The organism is Pseudomonas sp. FP2338 (genome assembly GCF_030687515.1).
Lineage (GTDB): Bacteria > Pseudomonadota > Gammaproteobacteria > Pseudomonadales > Pseudomonadaceae > Aquipseudomonas > Aquipseudomonas salomonii.
The window spans coordinates 5,238,041-5,257,262 of record NZ_CP117436.1 but is presented as its reverse complement, the minus strand read 5'-3'; the positions used below and the strand labels follow the sequence as shown (position 1 = coordinate 5,257,262).

The 19,222-nt window shown below is 57.5% G+C and carries 18 protein-coding genes, 1 tRNA gene and 2 rRNA genes; 18 read left to right on the top strand and 3 right to left on the bottom strand.

Annotated elements, in window-relative coordinates; all coding sequences use genetic code 11:
• Positions 1 to 99: 99 nt before the first annotated feature.
• Positions 100 to 2,989: ribosomal RNA gene (locus PSH96_RS23780) — 23S ribosomal RNA — on the top strand.
• 156 nt (positions 2,990 to 3,145) lie between these two features.
• Positions 3,146 to 3,261 (top strand): 5S ribosomal RNA (rrf, locus tag PSH96_RS23775).
• A 102-nt stretch (positions 3,262 to 3,363) separates the two neighbouring features.
• Here the strand turns inward: rrf and PSH96_RS23770 are convergent.
• A complete protein-coding gene (locus PSH96_RS23770) occupies positions 3,364 to 3,858 on the bottom strand; it encodes a GNAT family N-acetyltransferase (protein ID WP_305455483.1) in 495 nt (164 codons plus the stop codon).
• A 518-nt stretch (positions 3,859 to 4,376) separates the two neighbouring features.
• Positions 4,377 to 4,461 (bottom strand) — tRNA-Leu (locus PSH96_RS23765).
• Between the two features lie 108 nt (positions 4,462 to 4,569).
• On the opposite strand from PSH96_RS23765, the gene queA reads away from it, so the two are divergent.
• The 6 genes from queA (at position 4,570) to PSH96_RS23735 (ending at position 10,661) form a co-directional block, all read left to right on the top strand.
• Positions 4,570 to 5,634: a tRNA preQ1(34) S-adenosylmethionine ribosyltransferase-isomerase QueA gene (gene queA, locus PSH96_RS23760; RefSeq protein ID WP_176992607.1), complete on the top strand. Its 1,065-nt coding sequence runs from the start codon at positions 4,570 to 4,572 to the stop codon at positions 5,632 to 5,634.
• Positions 5,635 to 5,639: 5 nt separating this feature from the next.
• A complete protein-coding gene (gene tgt / locus PSH96_RS23755; protein ID WP_003175976.1) occupies positions 5,640 to 6,755 on the top strand; it encodes a tRNA guanosine(34) transglycosylase Tgt in 1,116 nt (371 codons plus the stop codon).
• Between the two features lie 43 nt (positions 6,756 to 6,798).
• On the top strand, positions 6,799 to 7,137 hold the full coding sequence (gene yajC / locus PSH96_RS23750; protein ID WP_003175975.1) for a preprotein translocase subunit YajC: 339 nt from the start codon (positions 6,799 to 6,801) through the stop codon (positions 7,135 to 7,137).
• 62 nt (positions 7,138 to 7,199) lie between these two features.
• Positions 7,200 to 9,071: a protein translocase subunit SecD gene (gene secD, locus PSH96_RS23745; RefSeq protein ID WP_305455479.1), complete on the top strand. Its 1,872-nt coding sequence runs from the start codon at positions 7,200 to 7,202 to the stop codon at positions 9,069 to 9,071.
• A gap of 9 nt (positions 9,072 to 9,080) precedes the next feature.
• A complete protein-coding gene (gene secF, locus PSH96_RS23740) occupies positions 9,081 to 9,995 on the top strand; it encodes a protein translocase subunit SecF (RefSeq protein WP_056858739.1) in 915 nt (304 codons plus the stop codon).
• A 123-nt stretch (positions 9,996 to 10,118) separates the two neighbouring features.
• A complete protein-coding gene (locus PSH96_RS23735) occupies positions 10,119 to 10,661 on the top strand; it encodes a glycine zipper 2TM domain-containing protein (RefSeq protein WP_017135941.1) in 543 nt (180 codons plus the stop codon).
• 106 nt (positions 10,662 to 10,767) lie between these two features.
• Here PSH96_RS23735 and suhB read toward each other — a convergent pair whose 3' ends face one another.
• A complete protein-coding gene (gene suhB, locus PSH96_RS23730) occupies positions 10,768 to 11,583 on the bottom strand; it encodes an inositol-phosphate phosphatase (RefSeq protein ID WP_003175971.1) in 816 nt (271 codons plus the stop codon).
• 145 nt (positions 11,584 to 11,728) lie between these two features.
• Between suhB and trmJ the strand changes: the two genes are divergently transcribed.
• From trmJ to iscX, 10 genes are all read left to right on the top strand, one after another.
• Positions 11,729 to 12,499, top strand: a complete 771-nt coding sequence (gene trmJ / locus PSH96_RS23725) for a tRNA (cytosine(32)/uridine(32)-2'-O)-methyltransferase TrmJ (RefSeq protein ID WP_003210307.1) — start codon at positions 11,729 to 11,731, stop codon at positions 12,497 to 12,499.
• Between the two features lie 2 nt (positions 12,500 to 12,501).
• The gene (cysE, locus tag PSH96_RS23720; RefSeq protein ID WP_305455475.1) at positions 12,502 to 13,287 is read left to right on the top strand and encodes a serine O-acetyltransferase; all 786 of its coding nucleotides are present in this window, start codon (positions 12,502 to 12,504) and stop codon (positions 13,285 to 13,287) included.
• Positions 13,288 to 13,586: 299 nt separating this feature from the next.
• On the top strand, positions 13,587 to 14,078 hold the full coding sequence (gene iscR, locus PSH96_RS23715; protein WP_003194020.1) for a Fe-S cluster assembly transcriptional regulator IscR: 492 nt from the start codon (positions 13,587 to 13,589) through the stop codon (positions 14,076 to 14,078).
• A 50-nt stretch (positions 14,079 to 14,128) separates the two neighbouring features.
• The gene (locus tag PSH96_RS23710; RefSeq protein ID WP_017135944.1) at positions 14,129 to 15,343 is read left to right on the top strand and encodes an IscS subfamily cysteine desulfurase; all 1,215 of its coding nucleotides are present in this window, start codon (positions 14,129 to 14,131) and stop codon (positions 15,341 to 15,343) included.
• Between the two features lie 99 nt (positions 15,344 to 15,442).
• Entirely contained in the window at positions 15,443 to 15,829 is a 387-nt protein-coding gene (gene iscU / locus PSH96_RS23705; RefSeq protein WP_003175965.1) for a Fe-S cluster assembly scaffold IscU, read from the top strand.
• A 28-nt stretch (positions 15,830 to 15,857) separates the two neighbouring features.
• Positions 15,858 to 16,181: an iron-sulfur cluster assembly protein IscA gene (iscA, locus tag PSH96_RS23700; RefSeq protein ID WP_003209680.1), complete on the top strand. Its 324-nt coding sequence runs from the start codon at positions 15,858 to 15,860 to the stop codon at positions 16,179 to 16,181.
• An 8-nt stretch (positions 16,182 to 16,189) separates the two neighbouring features.
• A complete protein-coding gene (hscB, locus tag PSH96_RS23695; RefSeq protein ID WP_017135945.1) occupies positions 16,190 to 16,711 on the top strand; it encodes a co-chaperone HscB in 522 nt (173 codons plus the stop codon).
• A gap of 51 nt (positions 16,712 to 16,762) precedes the next feature.
• Positions 16,763 to 18,625 (top strand): Fe-S protein assembly chaperone HscA, encoded by a 1,863-nt coding sequence (gene hscA, locus PSH96_RS23690; RefSeq protein ID WP_305455471.1) that lies wholly within the window; start codon positions 16,763 to 16,765, stop codon positions 18,623 to 18,625.
• Between the two features lie 3 nt (positions 18,626 to 18,628).
• Positions 18,629 to 18,970 carry an ISC system 2Fe-2S type ferredoxin gene (fdx, locus tag PSH96_RS23685; protein WP_015885743.1) on the top strand — a complete coding sequence of 114 codons (342 nt, stop codon included), beginning with the start codon at positions 18,629 to 18,631 and terminating at the stop codon, positions 18,968 to 18,970.
• A gap of 14 nt (positions 18,971 to 18,984) precedes the next feature.
• Positions 18,985 to 19,185, top strand: coding sequence for a Fe-S cluster assembly protein IscX (iscX, locus tag PSH96_RS23680; RefSeq protein WP_003238461.1), 201 nt, complete (start codon positions 18,985 to 18,987; stop codon positions 19,183 to 19,185).
• The last annotated feature ends 37 nt before the right edge of the window (positions 19,186 to 19,222 follow it).

Below are 19,222 nucleotides of genomic sequence, written 5' to 3'. Positions count from 1 at the left end.
ATCAGGCTAAGGTAAAATTTGTGAGTTCTCTTAGTTGAGAAATTCGAATTTTCGGCGAATGTTGTCTTCACAGTATAACCAGATTGCTTGGGGTTATATGGTCAAGTGAAGAAGCGCATACGGTGGATGCCTTGGCAGTCAGAGGCGATGAAAGACGTGGTAGCCTGCGAAAAGCTTCGGGGAGTCGGCAAACAGACTTTGATCCGGAGATGTCTGAATGGGGGAACCCAGCCATCATAAGATGGTTATCTTACGCTGAATACATAGGCGTAAGAGGCGAACCAGGGGAACTGAAACATCTAAGTACCCTGAGGAAAAGAAATCAACCGAGATTCCCTTAGTAGTGGCGAGCGAACGGGGACTAGCCCTTAAGTGGCTTTGAGATTAGCGGAACGCTCTGGAAAGTGCGGCCATAGTGGGTGATAGCCCTGTACGCGAAAATCTCTTAGTCATGAAATCGAGTAGGACGGAGCACGAGAAACTTTGTCTGAATATGGGGGGACCATCCTCCAAGGCTAAATACTACTGACTGACCGATAGTGAACTAGTACCGTGAGGGAAAGGCGAAAAGAACCCCGGAGAGGGGAGTGAAATAGATCCTGAAACCGTATGCGTACAAGCAGTGGGAGCAGACTTTGTTCTGTGACTGCGTACCTTTTGTATAATGGGTCAGCGACTTATTTTCAGTGGCGAGCTTAACCGAATAGGGGAGGCGTAGCGAAAGCGAGTCTTAATAGGGCGTCTAGTCGCTGGGAATAGACCCGAAACCGGGCGATCTATCCATGGGCAGGTTGAAGGTTGGGTAACACTAACTGGAGGACCGAACCGACTACCGTTGAAAAGTTAGCGGATGACCTGTGGATCGGAGTGAAAGGCTAATCAAGCTCGGAGATAGCTGGTTCTCCTCGAAAGCTATTTAGGTAGCGCCTCATGTATCACTGTAGGGGGTAGAGCACTGTTTCGGCTAGGGGGTCATCCCGACTTACCAAACCGATGCAAACTCCGAATACCTACAAGTGCCGAGCATGGGAGACACACGGCGGGTGCTAACGTCCGTCGTGAAAAGGGAAACAACCCAGACCGTCAGCTAAGGTCCCAAAGTTATGGTTAAGTGGGAAACGATGTGGGAAGGCTTAGACAGCTAGGAGGTTGGCTTAGAAGCAGCCACCCTTTAAAGAAAGCGTAATAGCTCACTAGTCGAGTCGGCCTGCGCGGAAGATGTAACGGGGCTCAAACCATACACCGAAGCTACGGGTATCACGTAAGTGATGCGGTAGAGGAGCGTTCTGTAAGCCTGTGAAGGTGAGTTGAGAAGCTTGCTGGAGGTATCAGAAGTGCGAATGCTGACATGAGTAACGACAATGGGTGTGAAAAACACCCACGCCGAAAGACCAAGGTTTCCTGCGCAACGTTAATCGACGCAGGGTTAGTCGGTCCCTAAGGCGAGGCTGAAAAGCGTAGTCGATGGAAAACAGGTTAATATTCCTGTACTTCTGGTTATTGCGATGGAGGGACGGAGAAGGCTAGGCCAGCTTGGCGTTGGTTGTCCAAGTTTAAGGTGGTAGGCTGGATCTTAGGTAAATCCGGGATCTAAGGCCGAGAGCTGATGACGAGTTAACTTTTAGTTAACGAAGTGGTTGATGCCATGCTTCCAAGAAAAGCTTCTAAGCTTCAGGTAACCAGGAACCGTACCCCAAACCGACACAGGTGGTTGGGTAGAGAATACCAAGGCGCTTGAGAGAACTCGGGTGAAGGAACTAGGCAAAATGGCACCGTAACTTCGGGAGAAGGTGCGCCGGTGAGGGTGAAGGACTTGCTCCGTAAGCTCATGCCGGTCGAAGATACCAGGCCGCTGCGACTGTTTATTAAAAACACAGCACTCTGCAAACACGAAAGTGGACGTATAGGGTGTGACGCCTGCCCGGTGCCGGAAGGTTAATTGATGGGGTTAGCTAACGCGAAGCTCTTGATCGAAGCCCCGGTAAACGGCGGCCGTAACTATAACGGTCCTAAGGTAGCGAAATTCCTTGTCGGGTAAGTTCCGACCTGCACGAATGGCGTAACGATGGCGGCGCTGTCTCCACCCGAGACTCAGTGAAATTGAAATCGCTGTGAAGATGCAGTGTATCCGCGGCTAGACGGAAAGACCCCGTGAACCTTTACTATAGCTTTGCACTGGACTTTGAATTTGCTTGTGTAGGATAGGTGGGAGGCTTTGAAGCGTGGACGCCAGTCTGCGTGGAGCCAACCTTGAAATACCACCCTGGCAACTTTGAGGTTCTAACTCAGGTCCGTTATCCGGATCGAGGACAGTGTATGGTGGGTAGTTTGACTGGGGCGGTCTCCTCCTAAAGAGTAACGGAGGAGTACGAAGGTGCGCTCAGACCGGTCGGAAATCGGTCGTAGAGTATAAAGGCAAAAGCGCGCTTGACTGCGAGACAGACACGTCGAGCAGGTACGAAAGTAGGTCTTAGTGATCCGGTGGTTCTGTATGGAAGGGCCATCGCTCAACGGATAAAAGGTACTCCGGGGATAACAGGCTGATACCGCCCAAGAGTTCATATCGACGGCGGTGTTTGGCACCTCGATGTCGGCTCATCACATCCTGGGGCTGAAGCCGGTCCCAAGGGTATGGCTGTTCGCCATTTAAAGTGGTACGCGAGCTGGGTTTAGAACGTCGTGAGACAGTTCGGTCCCTATCTGCCGTGGACGTTTGAGATTTGAGAGGGGCTGCTCCTAGTACGAGAGGACCGGAGTGGACGAACCTCTGGTGTTCCGGTTGTCACGCCAGTGGCATTGCCGGGTAGCTATGTTCGGAATAGATAACCGCTGAAAGCATCTAAGCGGGAAACTAGCCTCAAGATGAGATCTCACTGGGACCTTGAGTCCCCTGAAGGGCCGTCGAAGACTACGACGTTGATAGGTTGGGTGTGTAAGCGCTGTGAGGCGTTGAGCTAACCAATACTAATTGCCCGTGAGGCTTGACCATATAACACCCAAGCAATTTGTTTCTCGAAGGAGCATCAGATTGCGGTGTGTGAAGACGAGATGAACCGAAAGTTCGACGCTCATAAAACACCGAAAGCTATCACATACCCAATTTGCTGAAGCGAAGCCATCTGGCTACGACTCAGTACCCGAATTTCTTGACGACCATAGAGCATTGGAACCACCTGATCCCATCCCGAACTCAGTAGTGAAACGATGCATCGCCGATGGTAGTGTGGGGTTTCCCCATGTGAGAGTAGGTCATCGTCAAGATTAAATTCCGAAACCCCTGATTGCTAACGCAATCAGGGGTTTTGTTTTGGGCGGTCGAAAACAACAACTCACTTCGCGTGCAGCCTCTGACGGGGCGCCGTATCAAGAACCGTCTGGTTGCTCCAAATCAACAGCGTTGCGGTTAATCCGGACATAGTAATTATCGAATTCACCGCTTTCGACGAGCACAAAACCGTGGCGAGTGTAAAAACGATTTGAAGCGCTTTCCTTCAAGGCGCCAACTCTGATCGGGCGCCCGATCTCGTCAGCCTCTCTGAAAATCCGAGTAAGAACCTCGGAGCCGATTCCTGCTCCTTGAGCGCTGGGGATCACATACAAGTGGTCAAGCAGAAGTTCGTCCTGATGGTCTTTGATAACGACGAAACCGACCAGGTCGCCTGCTACTTCTATGCGCCGTGTGCTGCTGGCGTCAAACCCGCCAAGAAATCGTTCGCGCGCACGATCGGGGTTAAATCGCCCAAGCCGTTCAAGGCTTTCGCGCATGGCCTCAATTCTGATGGATACCAGATCTTCCAGGTCGTTATTGGAAGCTGCGCATAAAACGACAGCGCAGTTATGTTCGGTGGAGGCTGGCATAACAAGCACCCTAGGCATGGCTGGTTAGCCATCATAAAGAAAAGAGTTCGTATAACCACTACGCCTCGGCTTGCTGGACGCGATCGCCCCATATCGGCTCAGAGGCTGCCTATGGGCGTCTATCACGTTGAAGGGTTCATGGTGTGCAGAGTGTCTGCAACGCGCCTTATGGCTCGCCTGGTGCTTATCCTGCGTCCTCCATCAACCTGTAAAGCCAATCACGCGCACATCAACGTTGCCGTCGGGCAGGGCTTGTTCGGCTTGCCTGAGCGCTTCGCGAATAAACTCACCCGGCAGGTGCGAATTCCGGCAGCTCGCTTCACGCGAATGTGCAAGGCGCTCAGGGGGAGGAGGCAAGCATGACGGTATGAAGTGCCAGGCGCTGGATTGTATTCGCGCCACAGGAATACAACGAATAAGGGGATACAAAGGTAGATAGCCAGGCACAAAAAAACCGGCTCAAGTGGCCGGTTTCTCTGCTGCTGAAAGCCCGGTAGAGACTTTCAGATACTGCTATATGGTGCCCCGAGGGAGACTCGAACTCCCACTCCTTTCGAAAACGGATTTTGAATCCGCCGCGTCTACCAATTCCGCCATCAGGGCTCAATGGCGGCGAAGTATAGAGATGAGATTACCGTTGGTCAATCACGTTTCATGGTCTATTTTCACTATTTCCGCTAGACTTCCCGGCCCTGCTAGACGAACCCCATCATGCGCGTTGCTGACTTTACTTTTGAGCTCCCTGATTCGCTGATCGCTCGCCACCCTTTGGCCGAGCGTCGCGCCAGTCGACTGCTGACCCTGGACGGGGTGAGCGGTGCCCTTGCACACCGTCAATTCACTGATTTGCTTGAGCATTTACGCCCAGGCGATTTGATGGTGTTTAACAATACCCGGGTGATTCCGGCACGGCTGTTTGGCCAGAAAGCGTCCGGCGGCAAGCTGGAAATTCTGGTGGAGCGGGTGCTGGACAGCCATCGCGTGCTGGCCCATGTGCGCTCCAGCAAGTCGCCAAAACCCGGCTCGAGCATCCTCATCGATGGCGGTGGCGAAGCCGAGATGGTTGCGCGCCATGATGCGTTGTTCGAGCTCAAGTTTGCCGAAGAAGTGTTGCCGCTCTTGGAGCGTGTCGGCCATATGCCGCTGCCTCCTTATATCGACCGCCCCGACGAAGACTCGGACCGCGAGCGCTACCAGACGGTGTACTCCCAGCGCCTCGGCGCCGTGGCCGCGCCAACGGCCGGCCTGCACTTCGACCAGCCGCTGCTGGATGCCATTGCCGCCAAGGGTGTCGAAAGCGCTTATGTGACCCTGCACGTGGGGGCCGGCACGTTTCAGCCGGTGCGTGTGGATAACATCGAAGACCACCATATGCACAGTGAATGGCTGGAAGTCAGCCAGGAAGTCGTGGATGCGGTGGCTGCGTGCAAGGCGCGTGGCGGTCGTGTTGTGGCGGTGGGCACCACCAGCGTGCGCTCGTTGGAGAGTGCCGCGCGCGATGGTGTGCTCAAGCCGTTCAGTGGCGATACCGATATCTTTATTTTTCCGGGCCGGCCGTTCCATGTGGTCGATTGCCTGGTGACCAATTTTCATTTGCCGGAATCCACGCTGTTGATGCTGGTGTCGGCCTTCGCGGGTTATCCCGAAACAATGGCGGCGTATAAAGCCGCCATCGATAATGGATACCGTTTTTTCAGCTACGGTGATGCGATGTTTATCACCCGTAACCCTGCGCCGACTGCTCCTAAAGAAGCGGGCCATGAGGAGCAACTATGAGTCGTATGTCGTTTGAATTGTTGGCCACGGATGGCAAGGCTCGTCGTGGTCGCCTCACGTTCCCGCGTGGCACCGTCGAAACCCCGGCCTTCATGCCGGTGGGCACTTACGGCACGGTAAAAGGCATGCTGCCGCGTGACATCGTCGCCACTGGCGCCGAGATCATTCTGGGCAACACCTTCCACCTGTGGCTGCGCCCGGGCACGGAAGTGATCAAGAAGCATGGCGACCTGCATGACTTCATGAAGTGGCAAGGCCCGATCCTCACCGACTCCGGTGGTTTCCAGGTATTCAGCCTGGGCGCCATGCGCAAGATCAAGGAAGAGGGCGTGACGTTCGCCTCGCCGGTGGACGGTTCCAAAGTGTTCATGGGCCCTGAAGAGTCGATGCAGGTGCAGCGCGATCTTGGCTCCGACATCGTGATGATTTTTGACGAGTGCACGCCTTATCCAGCGGATGAAGACGTGGCACGCATCTCCATGGAGTTGTCGTTGCGTTGGGCTCAGCGCTCGAAAAACGCCCACGGCGATAACACCGCTGCGCTGTTCGGTATCGTCCAGGGTGGCATGCACGAAAGCCTGCGCAAGCGCTCGCTGGAAGGCCTCGACAAAATCGGCTTTGACGGCCTGGCCATCGGCGGTTTGTCGGTGGGTGAGCCCAAGCACGAGATGATCAAGGTGCTGGATTACCTGCCGGGCCTGATGCCCGCTGACAAACCTCGTTACCTTATGGGCGTTGGCAAACCGGAAGATCTCGTAGAGGGTGTGCGCCGCGGTGTGGACATGTTCGATTGCGTGATGCCAACCCGTAATGCCCGCAATGGGCATCTGTTCATCGATACAGGCGTGCTGAAGATCCGTAACGCGTTCCATCGCCATGATGATTCGCCGCTCGATCCCACCTGCGACTGCTACACCTGCCAGAACTTCTCGCGTGCTTATCTGCACCATCTGGACAAGTGCGGGGAAATGCTGGGTAGCATGTTGAATACCATCCACAATTTGCGTCACTACCAAGTCCTGATGGCTGGTTTGCGCGAGGCTATTCAACAGGGTACATTGGCCGCCTTCGTCGATGCCTTCTATGCCAAGCGCGGGCTCCCTGTGCCGCCCTTGGACTGAGTTTTCCGACCCTAAGATTCACTATTTGCAACTGGAGTGCTAAATGAGCTTTTTTATCTCTAATGCCATGGCTGACGCCGCTGCGCCTGCCGCTGCCGGCCCTATGGGCGGTGGTTTCGAGTGGATTTTCCTGGTCGGCTTCCTGGTCATCTTCTACCTGATGATCTGGCGTCCACAGGCCAAGCGCGCCAAAGAGCAGAAAAACCTGCTGGGCAGCCTGCAGAAAGGCGACGAAGTGGTGACCACTGGCGGTATCGCCGGCAAGATCACCAAGGTTTCCGATGCTTTCGTGGTTCTGGAAGTCTCCGACACCGTAGAAATGAAGTTCCAGAAGGGCGCCATCGCCGCCACGCTGCCAAAAGGCACGCTCAAAGCGATCTAAGTAACAACCTTTACCAATCGACGGGGCGCGCAAGGCGCCCCGCGTTATAAGCGGGCGGCGTGATGCTGAACAAATACCCTCTGTGGAAATACGTACTGATCCTGGCGGTGCTGGCGATCGGTTTTATTTATTCCGCTCCCAATCTTTATCCTGATGACCCTGCGATCCAGATCACTGGCGCCAGCACTACGCTGCAGGTCAATCAGGCTGACTTGGACCGTGCGAGCAAAGCGCTCACTGACGCCGGTATCCAGGTAAAAGCGGCAACCCTGGCGTCTGATGCGAAAGGCGGTTTGTTGCGCCTGACCAAGGCCGAAGACCAATTGCCGGCCAAAGACGTCGTGCGCAAGGCCATGGGTGACGACTACGTAGTCGCGCTCAACCTGGCACAGACCACGCCGAAATGGCTGCGCAGCATTGGCGCGCACCCGATGAAGCTGGGTCTGGACTTGTCCGGTGGTGTGCACTTCCTGCTGGAAGTCGACATGGACAAAGCCCTCGACGCACGCCTGAAAGTCTACGAAGGCGACGTGAAGAGCCTGCTGCGCAAAGAGAAGGTGCGTTATCGCAGCCTGCCGCAGCTCAACGGTGCCATCCAGCTGGGCTTCTCTGATGAAGCGACCCGCGAACAGGCCCGTGCCCTGGTGCGCAAGAACTTCAATGATTTCGACATTGTGCCGGCTGACCTGAATGGTCAGGCTGTACTGCGTCTGGCGATGAGCCCGGCCAAGATCGCGGAAATCCGCGAATACTCCATCAAGCAGAACTTGACCACGGTCCGTAACCGCGTCAACGAGCTGGGTGTGGCTGAGCCGATCGTGCAGCGTCAAGGTGCCAACCGCATTGTGGTTGAACTGCCAGGCGTACAAGATACCGCTGAAGCCAAGCGTATCCTGGGTAAAACCGCCAACCTGGAGTTCCGTCTGGCGGCTGAGCCGGGTGCGACTCGCGCGACTGCCGAAGAATTCGAATTCCGCGAAGGCAACCGTCCTCCAGCGCTGATCGAGCGTGGCTTGATCATCACCGGTGATCAGGTGACTGACGCCAAGGCGGGTTTCGATTCGCAGCACGGTACTCCGGAAGTGAACATCCGTCTGGATGGCCATGGCGGTGACCTGATGAGCCGCGCCACGCGCAGCAACGTCGGTCGCAGCATGGCGGTGATCTTCATCGAGCAACGCCCGGTCACCACCTACACCAAACAAATGGTCGACGGTGTCGAGAAAGACGTGCCGGTGCAGACCTTCAAGGAAGAGAAGAAGATCATCAGCCTGGCGACCATCCAGTCGCCGCTGGGTGCTCAATTCCGCATCACTGGTCTGAATGGCCAGGGCGAGTCGTCCGAGCTGGCACTGCTGCTGCGTGCGGGTGGCCTGGCGGCGCCGATGTACTTCGCTGAAGAACGCACCATCGGCCCGAGCCTGGGTGCCGACAACATCACCAAGGGTGTCGACGCAGCCTTGTGGGGCATGCTGTTCGTATCCCTGTTCATCATCGCCATCTACCGCTTCTTCGGTATCATCGCCACCGTGGCCCTGGCGGGCAACATGGTGATGCTGCTGGCACTGATGTCGCTGCTGGGCGCAACGCTGACCCTGCCAGGTATCGCCGGTATCGTCCTCACCATGGGTATGGCGGTAGACGCCAACGTACTGATCTTCTCGCGGATTCGTGAAGAGATCGCGGCGGGCATGACCGTACAGCGTGCAATCAACGAAGGCTTCGGCCGGGCATTTACCGCGATTCTCGACTCCAACCTGACCACTCTGCTGGTCGGCGGGATTCTCTTTGCCATGGGCACCGGCCCGGTCAAAGGTTTTGCGGTGACCATGTCCCTCGGTATCTTTACCTCGATGTTCACGGCCATCATGGTGACCCGCGCAATGGTCAACCTGATCTTTGGCGGACGTGACTTCAAGAAGTTGTGGATTTAAGGGGCTGCCATGTTACGTACAATCAACTTCATGGGCGTTCGCAACATTGCGTTCGGCGCCACAGTGCTCCTTACCGTTCTGGCGTTGTTCAGCTGGTTCCATAAGGGCCTGAACTACGGTCTGGACTTCACCGGCGGTACGCTCATCGAGCTGACCTACGAGAAGCCGGCCGACGTTACCCTGGTGCGCAGCGAGCTGGTCAAGGCCGGCTATCACGAAGCCATCGTGCAGAGCTTTGGTGCTACCACCGACCTGCTGGTGCGTATGCCGGGCGAAGACCCGCAGTTGGGTCATCAGGTAGCCGAAGCCTTGCAGAAGGTCGGCGGTGACAACCCGGCGTCGGTCAAGCGTGTCGAGTTCGTAGGCCCGCAGGTGGGTGAAGAGCTGCGCGATCAGGGCGGCCTCGGCATGCTGATGGCGTTGGCCGGCATCATGGTCTACCTGGCGTTCCGCTTTCAGTGGAAGTTCGGCGTCGGCGCGATTGTGTCGCTGATCCACGACGTTATCGTCACCGTGGGTATCCTGGCGTACTTCCAGATCACCTTCGACCTGACGGTGTTGGCGGCGGTGTTGGCGATCATTGGTTACTCGCTCAACGACACCATCGTGGTATTCGACCGGGTTCGTGAGAACTTCCGCGTACTGCGCAAGGCCACGCTGATCGAGAACATCAACATTTCCACCACCCAGACCCTGCTGCGGACCATGGCGACGTCGATCTCCACCTTGCTGGCGATTGCTGCGCTGATGATCTTCGGTGGCGATAACCTGTGGGGCTTCTCCCTGGCGCTGTTCATCGGCGTTCTGGCGGGTACCTACTCGTCGATCTACATCGCCAACGTGGTGCTGATCTGGCTGAACCTCAACAGCGAAGACTTGATCCCGCCTGCCGCTACCGGCAAGGAGGTCGACGACCGTCCTTGATGGGCGATCGTTGATACGCTGTTACAAATAAGGCACGAGTATTGAACTCGTGCCTTTTTTTTTGCTCCAAGACTGGGTATAGCGCGGACGTTTCGGTCCGCTTGTGATGGTCAGGAGGTTCACGTGAACAAGTCGTTACTGGTTGGTGCGGTATTGGGTGCTGTCGGTGTGACTGCCGGGGGTGCTGTTGCCACCTACAGCCTGGTAAAAAGCGGCCCTGAGTATGCGCAAGTGCTGGCAGTGCAGCCGGTGAAAACCCAGATCAAAACCCCTCGTGAGGTCTGCAAGGACGTCACAGTGACCCGGCAGAAGCCGGTGCAGGATCAACATCAAATCGTCGGCACCGTGGTCGGTGCGCTGGCCGGTGGTCTGTTGGGCAACCAGGTCGGTGGCGGTAATGGCAAGAAGCTGGCTACTGTAGCCGGTGCGGTTGGTGGCGGTTACGCCGGTAACAAGGTGCAGGAAGGTATGCAGAACCGCGATACCTATACCACCACGCAGCAGCGTTGCAGCACGGTCAACGATATCAGTGACAAGGTTGTGGGTTATGACGTGCGCTACAACCTGGATGGCAAAGAAGGTTCCGTGCGTATGGACCGTGATCCGGGCGGCCAGATTCCAGTGGATAAGGAAGGTCGTCTGATCCTGGGCCAAAACCAGCAGTAAGGCTGACATCAAGCCAGCTCCCACATTGGATTGTGTTGGCTGCTGGGATACCAAATCCCAGGCATAAAAAAAGCACCCCTAGGGGTGCTTTTTTGTGCTCGCTCGCTTAACGCTTCAGCGAAGCCGGCAGGTGCGGCTGGATCGCCGTCAGTACTGCCTTGAAGCATTTGGTGTTGCCGGCAACTACGTGGCCTTTCTCCAGGAAATCGTGACCGCCGGTGAAGTCGCTCACCAGGCCGCCAGCTTCCTGGATCAGCAGGGCGCCTGCAGCCATGTCCCATTCGGACAGGCCCGACTCCCAGAACGCATCAAAACGACCGGCGGCAACATACGCCAGGTCCAGGCTGGCAGCACCGGCGCGGCGGATGCCGGCGGTCTGGCCAACCAGGGCGCGGAACATGCCCAGGTAATTTTCCAGGTTGTCCATCTGGTCGTCACGGAACGGGAAGCCAGTGCCCAGCAGGGCGCCGTCCAGGCTGGTACGGCCACTGACACGCAGGCGACGACCGTTCAGCTGGGCGCCACGGCCACGGCTGGCGGTGAATTCTTCCTGGCGAACCGGGTCGAGTACGACGGCGTGTTCCAGGCGGCCACGGTATTTGCAGGCGATGCTGACTGCAAAGTGTGGGATGCCGCGCAGGAAGTTGGTGGTGCCGTCCAGTGGGTCGATGATCCACAGGTAGTCTTCGCCTTCGCCGCTGCCTTTGTGCAAGCCGGTTTCTTCACCGAGGATGCCGTGGGTAGGGTAGGCCTTGCGCAGCGCGTCGATGATTTTTTGCTCAGCGGCGCGATCCACCTCGGATACATAATCCTTGGCGTCTTTTTCGTCGACCTTGATGGTATCCAGGCGCTCGATGGAGCGGAAGATCAATTCACTGGCGCTGCGGGCGGCGCGCAGCGCGATATTCAGCATGGGCTGCATGGATGTGTCACCTAAGGTTGTTAAAGAAAGCCGGGCATTCTAGCAGAAACTTTCTTCAGGTGAAGGACGACGTTAGCTTTCATGGCATAACCTTAGGCTGTTCTGTAAGATTTGCTCCCCTTTCCTGTGTCCGAGAGCGCCTCCCTTGCTGCAAAACATCCGTGTCGTCCTCGTCAATACCAGTCATCCCGGCAACATCGGCGGGGTGGCGCGAGCCATGAAAAACATGGGGCTGACGCGCCTGGTGCTGGTCGAGCCGCGTGTGTTCCCGCACCACGAGGCCGATGCCCGCGCATCCGGCGCCAATGACATCCTTGAAAAAGCCCAGGTCGTCGCCACCTTGGAAGACGCCTTGGTCGGCTGCAACCTGGTGCTCGGCACCAGCGCCCGCGACCGTCGAATCCCCTGGCCATTGCTGGATCCGCGTGAGTGCGGCACCAAAGTGGTGGAGGAGGCTGCGGGTGGTGCAGAAATCGCCTTGGTATTTGGTCGTGAAGATTCCGGCCTTACCAACGAAGAGCTGCAGCGATGTCATTACCACGTGCACATTCCATCAGACCCTGAGTTCAGCTCGCTGAACCTCGGGGCAGCGGTGCAGGTGTTGAGTTACGAAGTGCGCATGGCCTGGCTGGCTGCTGAAGGCCAGCCGAGCAAGGTCGAGAAGGATGAAGTGGCCTCGACCAAAAGTGGCGAGCTGGCCACCATGGACGAGCTGGAGCGATTCTATGAGCACCTGGAGCAAACCCTGGTAGCCATCGAATTCCTCGACCCGGAAAAGCCACGGCACTTGATGGCACGCCTGCGTCGCTTGTACGGTCGTAGCTCGGTCAGCCGGGCAGAAATGAACATATTGCGTGGCATCCTCACGGAAACCCAGAAAGCGGCCCGTGGTGAGCTTCTTAAGCGGAAGGATTAAAAATGTTCGAGCGTTTGCGAGAAGATATCCAGAGTGTTTTCCACCGTGACCCGGCGGCGCGCAACGCCTTTGAAGTGCTGACCTGCTACCCGGGCATGCACGCGATCTGGATTCACCGCCTGTCCGGAGTCCTGTGGAGCATGGGCTGGAAATGGCTGGCGCGGCTGGTGTCGAACTTTGGACGCTGGTTGACCGGAATCGAGATTCACCCGGGCGCCAAGGTCGGTCGTCGTTTCTTTATCGACCATGGCATGGGCATCGTGATTGGCGAAACCGCCGAAATCGGTGATGACGTGACGCTGTATCAGGGCGTGACCCTGGGTGGCACGACCTGGAATAAAGGCAAGCGTCACCCGACACTGGGCGATGGCGTCGTGGTAGGGGCGGGCGCCAAGGTGCTTGGCCCGTTCACTGTCGGCGCCGGTGCCAAGGTGGGCTCCAATGCGGTGGTGACCAAGGCCGTGCCGCCTGGCGCGACGGTGGTGGGCATTCCTGGGCGCATCATCGTCAAGCCGGAAATCGGCGACGAGCAGGAGGCCAAGCGCAAAGCCATGGCCGAGAAGATCGGTTTTGATGCCTACGGTGTCAGCGAAGACATGCCCGACCCGGTAGCGCGTGCCATTGGCCAGTTGCTCGACCACCTGCAGGCCGTGGATGGCAAGCTGGACGGTATGTGCGGCGCATTGAAGGAGCTGGGCAGCAGCTACTGCGCAAAAGACCTGCCTGAGCTGCGCGAAGAAGACTTCGCCGAGATCAAGGTTGAAGCTGCCACCACCAAGGCTGGCTAAATCTTAAGCTCGATAAAACCTTCTGTGGGAGCTGGCTTGCCTGCGATAGCGGTCTGCCAGCTCATTTAGGGGGTGCTGACCCACCGCTATCGCAGGCAAGCCAGCTCCCACATTTGGCTTCCATTGGTCTTGAGATTGAGTCGTGGCCCGGTTCCCGCTGTTCGTCCCCACCCCACCCTGCTATTATTCGCGCGCCCTTTTTACGGGTAATCCTGACTAAAGTACTAGGTCTTATAGTTGACTTAAATACTCGGGAATCGCATACTTGCCCCCATTCTGAAACACCTTGGTACTTGTCCATGAGACTGACTACAAAAGGCCGATACGCGGTGACCGCCATGCTTGACCTGGCCTTGCACGCGCAAACTGGGCCGGTGTCCCTGGCCGATATCTCCGAGCGCCAAGGCATTTCCCTGTCCTATCTCGAGCAGCTGTTCGCCAAATTGCGCCGCAGCAACTTGGTTTCCAGCGTGCGTGGGCCGGGTGGCGGCTATCAATTGTCCCGCGATATGCAGGGCATCCAGGTAGCTCAGGTGATCGACGCGGTGAACGAATCCGTCGATGCCACCAAATGCCAGGGTTTGGGTGACTGCCACGCCGGCGACACTTGCCTGACGCACCACTTGTGGTGTGACTTGAGCCTGCAGATCCATGAGTTTTTGAGTGGTATCAGCTTGGCTGATCTTGTGACTCGCCGTGAGGTACAAGAAGTAGCCCAGCGTCAGGACCAGCGCCGTTGCAACACCAAGGCGCCGCGTCTGGACAAGATTGAAGCGTCCGCCGTCGAGTGACAGCCGAAGAGCTAACGGCACGCCAGCCAGCCTGATTTAGGAGAAAGTCCATGAAATTGCCGATTTACCTTGATTACTCAGCGACCACCCCGGTTGATCCGCGTGTCGCGCAAAAGATGAGCGAGTGCCTGCTGGTTGACGGAAACTTCGGCAACCCAGCCTCCCGTTCCCACGTATTCGGCTGGAAAGCCGAGGAAGCGGTTGAGAACGCTCGTCGTCAAGTCGCCGACCTGGTGGGCGCCGACCCACGGGAAATCGTCTGGACCTCCGGTGCTACCGAGTCCGACAACCTGGCAATCAAGGGCGCGGCGCATTTCTACGCGACCAAAGGCAAGCACCTGATTACCACCAAGATTGAGCACAAGGCTGTCCTCGACACCATGCGCCAACTGGAGCGTGAAGGTTTCGAGGTTACCTACCTTGAGCCAACCACCGACGGTATCGTCACCCCGGCCATGATCGAAGCGGCCCTGCGTGAAGACACCATCCTGGTGTCCGTGATCCACGTGAACAACGAAATCGGCACCATCAACGACATCGCAGCCATTGGCGAGCTGACGCGCTCCAAAGGCATTCTGCTGCACGTCGACGCTGCTCAGTCCACCGGCAAGGTCGACATCGACCTGTCCAAGCTGAAAGTCGACCTGATGTCGTTCTCTGCCCACAAAACCTACGGCCCTAAAGGCATCGGCGCGCTGTACGTGAGCCGCAAGCCTCGCGTGCGCATCGAAGCGACCATGCACGGCGGCGGTCACGAGCGCGGCATGCGTTCGGGCACCCTGGCCACTCACCAGATCGTCGGCATGGGCGAAGCTTTCCGTGTAGCCAAAGAAGACATGGCTGCCGAAAACATCCGTATCAAGGCCCTGAGCGATCGCTTCTACAAGCAGGTCGAGAACCTTGAAGAGCTGTACATCAATGGCAGCATGACCGCCCGTGTACCGCACAACCTGAATTTGAGCTTCAACTACGTCGAAGGCGAGTCGCTGATCATGGCGCTCAAGGACCTGGCGGTTTCGTCCGGTTCGGCCTGCACCTCGGCGTCCCTTGAGCCTTCGTACGTTCTGCGCGCCCTGGGCCGCAACGACGAATTGGCACACAGCTCGATCCGCTTTACCTTCGGCCGCTTCACCACCGAAGAGCAAGTCGACTACGCCGCGCAGAAAGTCTGCGAAGCCGTCAACAAGCTGCGCGTTCTGTCGCCGCTGTGGGACATGTACAAAGACGGTGTCGATATCTCCAAGATCGAGTGGGCGGCACACTAAATATAGAAGCCGCCACCCAAGCTCTGTAAGAACGTGGCGGAAAACGCAGGCGTTTTTACAGGGTTCCAGAGCGGCCCTGATGAGTGAGGATTCAGTACCATGGCTTACAGCGAAAAGGTCATCGACCACTACGAAAACCCGCGCAACGTCGGCAAGATGAACGCGGAAGACCCTGATGTCGGCACCGGCATGGTCGGCGCTCCGGCGTGCGGCGATGTGATGCGCCTGCAGATCAAGGTCAACGACGCTGGCGTTATCGAAGACGCCAAGTTCAAGACTTACGGCTGCGGTTCCGCCATTGCCTCCAGCTCCCTCGCTACCGAGTGGATGAAAGGCAAGACCCTGGATGAGGCTGTCACCATCAGCAACACCCAGCTGGCCGAAGAACTGGCCCTGCCGCCAGTGAAAATTCACTGCTCCGTACTCGCAGAAGACGCCATCAAGGCGGCCGTTCGCGACTACAAGCAGAAGAAAGGCTTGATCTAAGCATTTGGCGACGAGTAAGGAGTCAACGATGGCTATCAGCATGACAGAAGCGGCTGCGCAGCACATTCGCCGCTCCCTGAATGGGCGCGGTAAAGGTGAGGGGATTCGTCTGGGTGTTCGCACCACGGGCTGTTCCGGCCTTGCCTACGTGCTGGAGTTTGTCGACGAGGTGGTTGAGGAAGACCAGGTGTTCGAAAGTCACGGCGAGAAAGTGATCATCGACCCTAAAAGCCTGACTTACCTGGACGGCACCGAACTCGATTTCGTCAAGGAAGGGTTGAACGAAGGCTTCAAGTTCAACAACCCCAACGTGCGCGGTGAATGTGGCTGCGGCGAAAGCTTCAACATCTGAGGCTATTCGTGGGTACTCCTTGTCATTTCGCTTTATTCGAGCTGCAGCCGAGCTTTCGGCTGGACCTTGAGCAGCTTGCCACGCGCTACCGAGAGTTGGCGCGTGGGGTGCATCCGGACCGCTTTGCTGACGCTTCCGAGCGTGAGCAGCGCCTGGCGCTGGAGCAATCGGCCAGCCTCAACGAAGCCTATCAGACGCTGAAAAACCCGCCCAAACGCGCGCGCTACCTGCTCGCGTTGAACGGTGGTGAGTTGCCGATCGAAGTCACGGTGCACGACCCGGACTTCCTGATGCAGCAGATGCAGTGGCGCGAAGAACTCGAAGACTTGCAGGACGAGGCTGATATAGCCGGTGTCGCGGTCTTCAAGCGTCGTCTGAAAACGGCCCAGGATGAGCTCAACGAAAGCTTCGCAGCCTGTTGGGATGATGCAGCGCAACGTGAACAGGCCGAACGCCTGATGCGGCGCATGCAGTTCCTCGACAAGCTCACCTACGAAGTGCGCCAGCTAGAAGAGCGCCTCGACGATTAACCCAGTGCTGCCCGTGATGCACGCCTGATAGACAGATAAGACCTGATTACCATGGCCCTACTGCAAATCGCCGAACCCGGCCAAAGCCCTCAACCGCACCAGCGTCGCCTGGCGGTCGGGATTGACCTGGGCACCACCAATTCCCTGGTTGCTGCCTTGCGCAGCGGCCTGTCCGAGCCGTTGCCCGACGCTAATGGCCAGGTGATCCTGCCCTCCGCTGTGCGTTATCACGCTGATCGCACTGAAGTCGGTGAGTCGGCCAAGTTGGCGGCGTCCAGTGACCCATTGAATACCGTGCTGTCGGTTAAACGCTTGATGGGGCGCGGTCTGTCCGACGTCAAGCAATTGGGCGAGCAGCTGCCGTACCGCTTTGTTGGCGGCGAATCCCATATGCCGTTCATCGACACCGTCCAAGGCCCGAAAAGCCCGGTGGAAGTGTCGGCCGATATCCTCAAGGTGCTGCGTCAGCGCGCAGAAAATACCCTGGGTGGCGAACTGGTCGGCGCAGTGATCACCGTTCCTGCCTATTTCGACGACGCACAGCGTCAAGCCACTAAAGACGCGGCGAAGCTCGCCGGTCTGAACGTGTTGCGCTTGCTCAACGAGCCGACCGCAGCCGCGGTGGCCTATGGTCTGGACCAGCACGCTGAAGGCCTGGTGGCAATTTATGACCTGGGCGGCGGCACCTTCGATATTTCGATCCTGCGTCTGACCGGCGGTGTGTTTGAAGTGCTGGCTACCGGTGGCGACAGCGCCCTGGGTGGCGATGACTTTGACCATGCCATTGCCGGCTGGATCATTACCAGCGCCGGTTTGTCGGCTGACCTGGACCCGGGCGCGCAGCGCAATCTGCTGCAAACCGCCTGTGCGGCCAAGGAAGCACTGACTGATGCTGATTCTGTTGAAGTCTCCTACGGCAGCTGGTCGGCCCAACTGACTCGCGAAGCCTTTGATGCGTTGATCGAGCCGATGGTCGCTCGCAGCCTCAAGGCGTGCCGTCGGGCTGTGCGTGATTCAGGTATCGAGCTGGAAGACGTGGCTGCGGTGGTTATGGTCGGCGGTTCGACGCGCGTCCCACGCGTTCGCGAAGCGGTTGCCGAAGCGTTTGGCCGCCAGCCATTGACCCAAATCGACCCGGATCAAGTAGTCGCCATCGGCGCCGCTATCCAGGCCGACACGCTTGCCGGTAACAAACGCGATGGTGGCGAACTGCTGCTGCTCGACGTGATCCCGCTGTCCCTGGGGCTGGAGACCATGGGCGGCCTGATGGAGAAGGTGATTCCACGCAACACCACCATCCCCGTCGCCCGCGCCCAAGACTTCACTACGTACAAAGACGGCCAGACGGCCATGATGATCCATGTGCTGCAAGGTGAGCGCGAGCTGATCAGCGATTGCCGCTCCCTGGCGCGTTTTGAATTGCGCGGTATTCCGGCAATGGTCGCCGGTGCGGCGAAGATTCGCGTGACATACCAGGTAGATGCCGACGGCCTACTCAGTGTGGCCGCCCGTGAATTGGCGTCCGGTGTTGAAGCCAGCATCCAGGTCAAACCGTCCTACGGGCTGACCGACGGCGAAATCGCCAAGATGCTCAAGGACTCGTTCCAATATGCCGGTGACGACAAGGTCGCCCGTGTGTTGCGTGAGCAGCAAGTGGATGCCCAGCGCCTGCTCGAAGCGGTGCAGGGCGCCTTGGATGCTGACGGCGAGCGCCTGCTGGACGCCGAAGAGCGCATGGTCATCGACCTGCAGATGCAGGAGCTGGCCGAACTGATGAAAGGCACCGATGGTTACGCCATCGAGCAGCAGACCAAGCGTCTGTCGCAAGTGACCGATGCCTTTGCCGCCCGCCGCATGGACCAGTCGGTAAAAGCCGCCCTGGCGGGACGCAACCTGAATGAAATTGAGGAATAATTAATGCCGCAGGTCATTTTTCTGCCACACGCCGAGCATTGCCCGGACGGTATGGTCGTGGAGGCTGAGACCGGCAAGTCCATCCTCGAAGTTGCCCATGACAATCACATCGAGATCGAAAGTGCCTGCGGCGGTGTTTGCGCCTGCACGACCTGCCACTGCGTGATTCGCGAGGGTTTCAACTCTCTCGAAGAAGCGGACGAGCTGGAGGAGGACTTTCTGGATCGCGCCTGGGGCCTGGAGGCAACTTCTCGCCTAAGCTGTCAGGCAAAGGTCGGGACCGAAGACATCACCGTCGAAATTCCGAAATATTCCCTCAACCATGCGGCCGAAGCGCCGCATTGATTCAAGGAAATGTCATGAGCCTGAAATGGGTTGATGTACAAGAAATCGCTATACAGCTTGCTGAAGCCCACCCGGAGGTCAATCCTCTGACGGTCAACTTCGTCAAGCTGCGCAACCTGGTGATGGAGCTGCCGGACTTCGACGACATCCCTGACCGGGGTGGCGAAAAGGTTCTGGAGGCGATTCAAGGCCTGTGGATCGAAGAAGCAGACTGAGCCGCCTTTTTACGCAGTTAGGCAATACCCAATAACC

What these genes read in the sequence shown, in the direction of transcription:
- cysE (WP_305455475.1), top strand. Translation starts at nt 12,502, where the DNA reads ATGTTCGAGCGTTTGCGAGAAGATATCCAGAGTGTTTTCCACCGTGAC.
- PSH96_RS23710 (WP_017135944.1), top strand. Translation starts at nt 14,129, where the DNA reads ATGAAATTGCCGATTTACCTTGATTACTCAGCGACCACCCCGGTTGAT.
- iscX (WP_003238461.1), top strand. Translation starts at nt 18,985, where the DNA reads ATGAGCCTGAAATGGGTTGATGTACAAGAAATCGCTATACAGCTTGCT.
- suhB (WP_003175971.1), bottom strand. Translation starts at nt 11,583, where the DNA reads ATGCAGCCCATGCTGAATATCGCGCTGCGCGCCGCCCGCAGCGCCAGT.
- secF (WP_056858739.1), top strand. Translation starts at nt 9,081, where the DNA reads ATGTTACGTACAATCAACTTCATGGGCGTTCGCAACATTGCGTTCGGC.
- iscR (WP_003194020.1), top strand. Translation starts at nt 13,587, where the DNA reads ATGAGACTGACTACAAAAGGCCGATACGCGGTGACCGCCATGCTTGAC.
- tgt (WP_003175976.1), top strand. Translation starts at nt 5,640, where the DNA reads ATGTCGTTTGAATTGTTGGCCACGGATGGCAAGGCTCGTCGTGGTCGC.
- iscU (WP_003175965.1), top strand. Translation starts at nt 15,443, where the DNA reads ATGGCTTACAGCGAAAAGGTCATCGACCACTACGAAAACCCGCGCAAC.
- PSH96_RS23770 (WP_305455483.1), bottom strand. Translation starts at nt 3,858, where the DNA reads ATGCCAGCCTCCACCGAACATAACTGCGCTGTCGTTTTATGCGCAGCT.
- iscA (WP_003209680.1), top strand. Translation starts at nt 15,858, where the DNA reads ATGGCTATCAGCATGACAGAAGCGGCTGCGCAGCACATTCGCCGCTCC.
- hscA (WP_305455471.1), top strand. Translation starts at nt 16,763, where the DNA reads ATGGCCCTACTGCAAATCGCCGAACCCGGCCAAAGCCCTCAACCGCAC.
- secD (WP_305455479.1), top strand. Translation starts at nt 7,200, where the DNA reads ATGCTGAACAAATACCCTCTGTGGAAATACGTACTGATCCTGGCGGTG.
- yajC (WP_003175975.1), top strand. Translation starts at nt 6,799, where the DNA reads ATGAGCTTTTTTATCTCTAATGCCATGGCTGACGCCGCTGCGCCTGCC.
- fdx (WP_015885743.1), top strand. Translation starts at nt 18,629, where the DNA reads ATGCCGCAGGTCATTTTTCTGCCACACGCCGAGCATTGCCCGGACGGT.
- queA (WP_176992607.1), top strand. Translation starts at nt 4,570, where the DNA reads ATGCGCGTTGCTGACTTTACTTTTGAGCTCCCTGATTCGCTGATCGCT.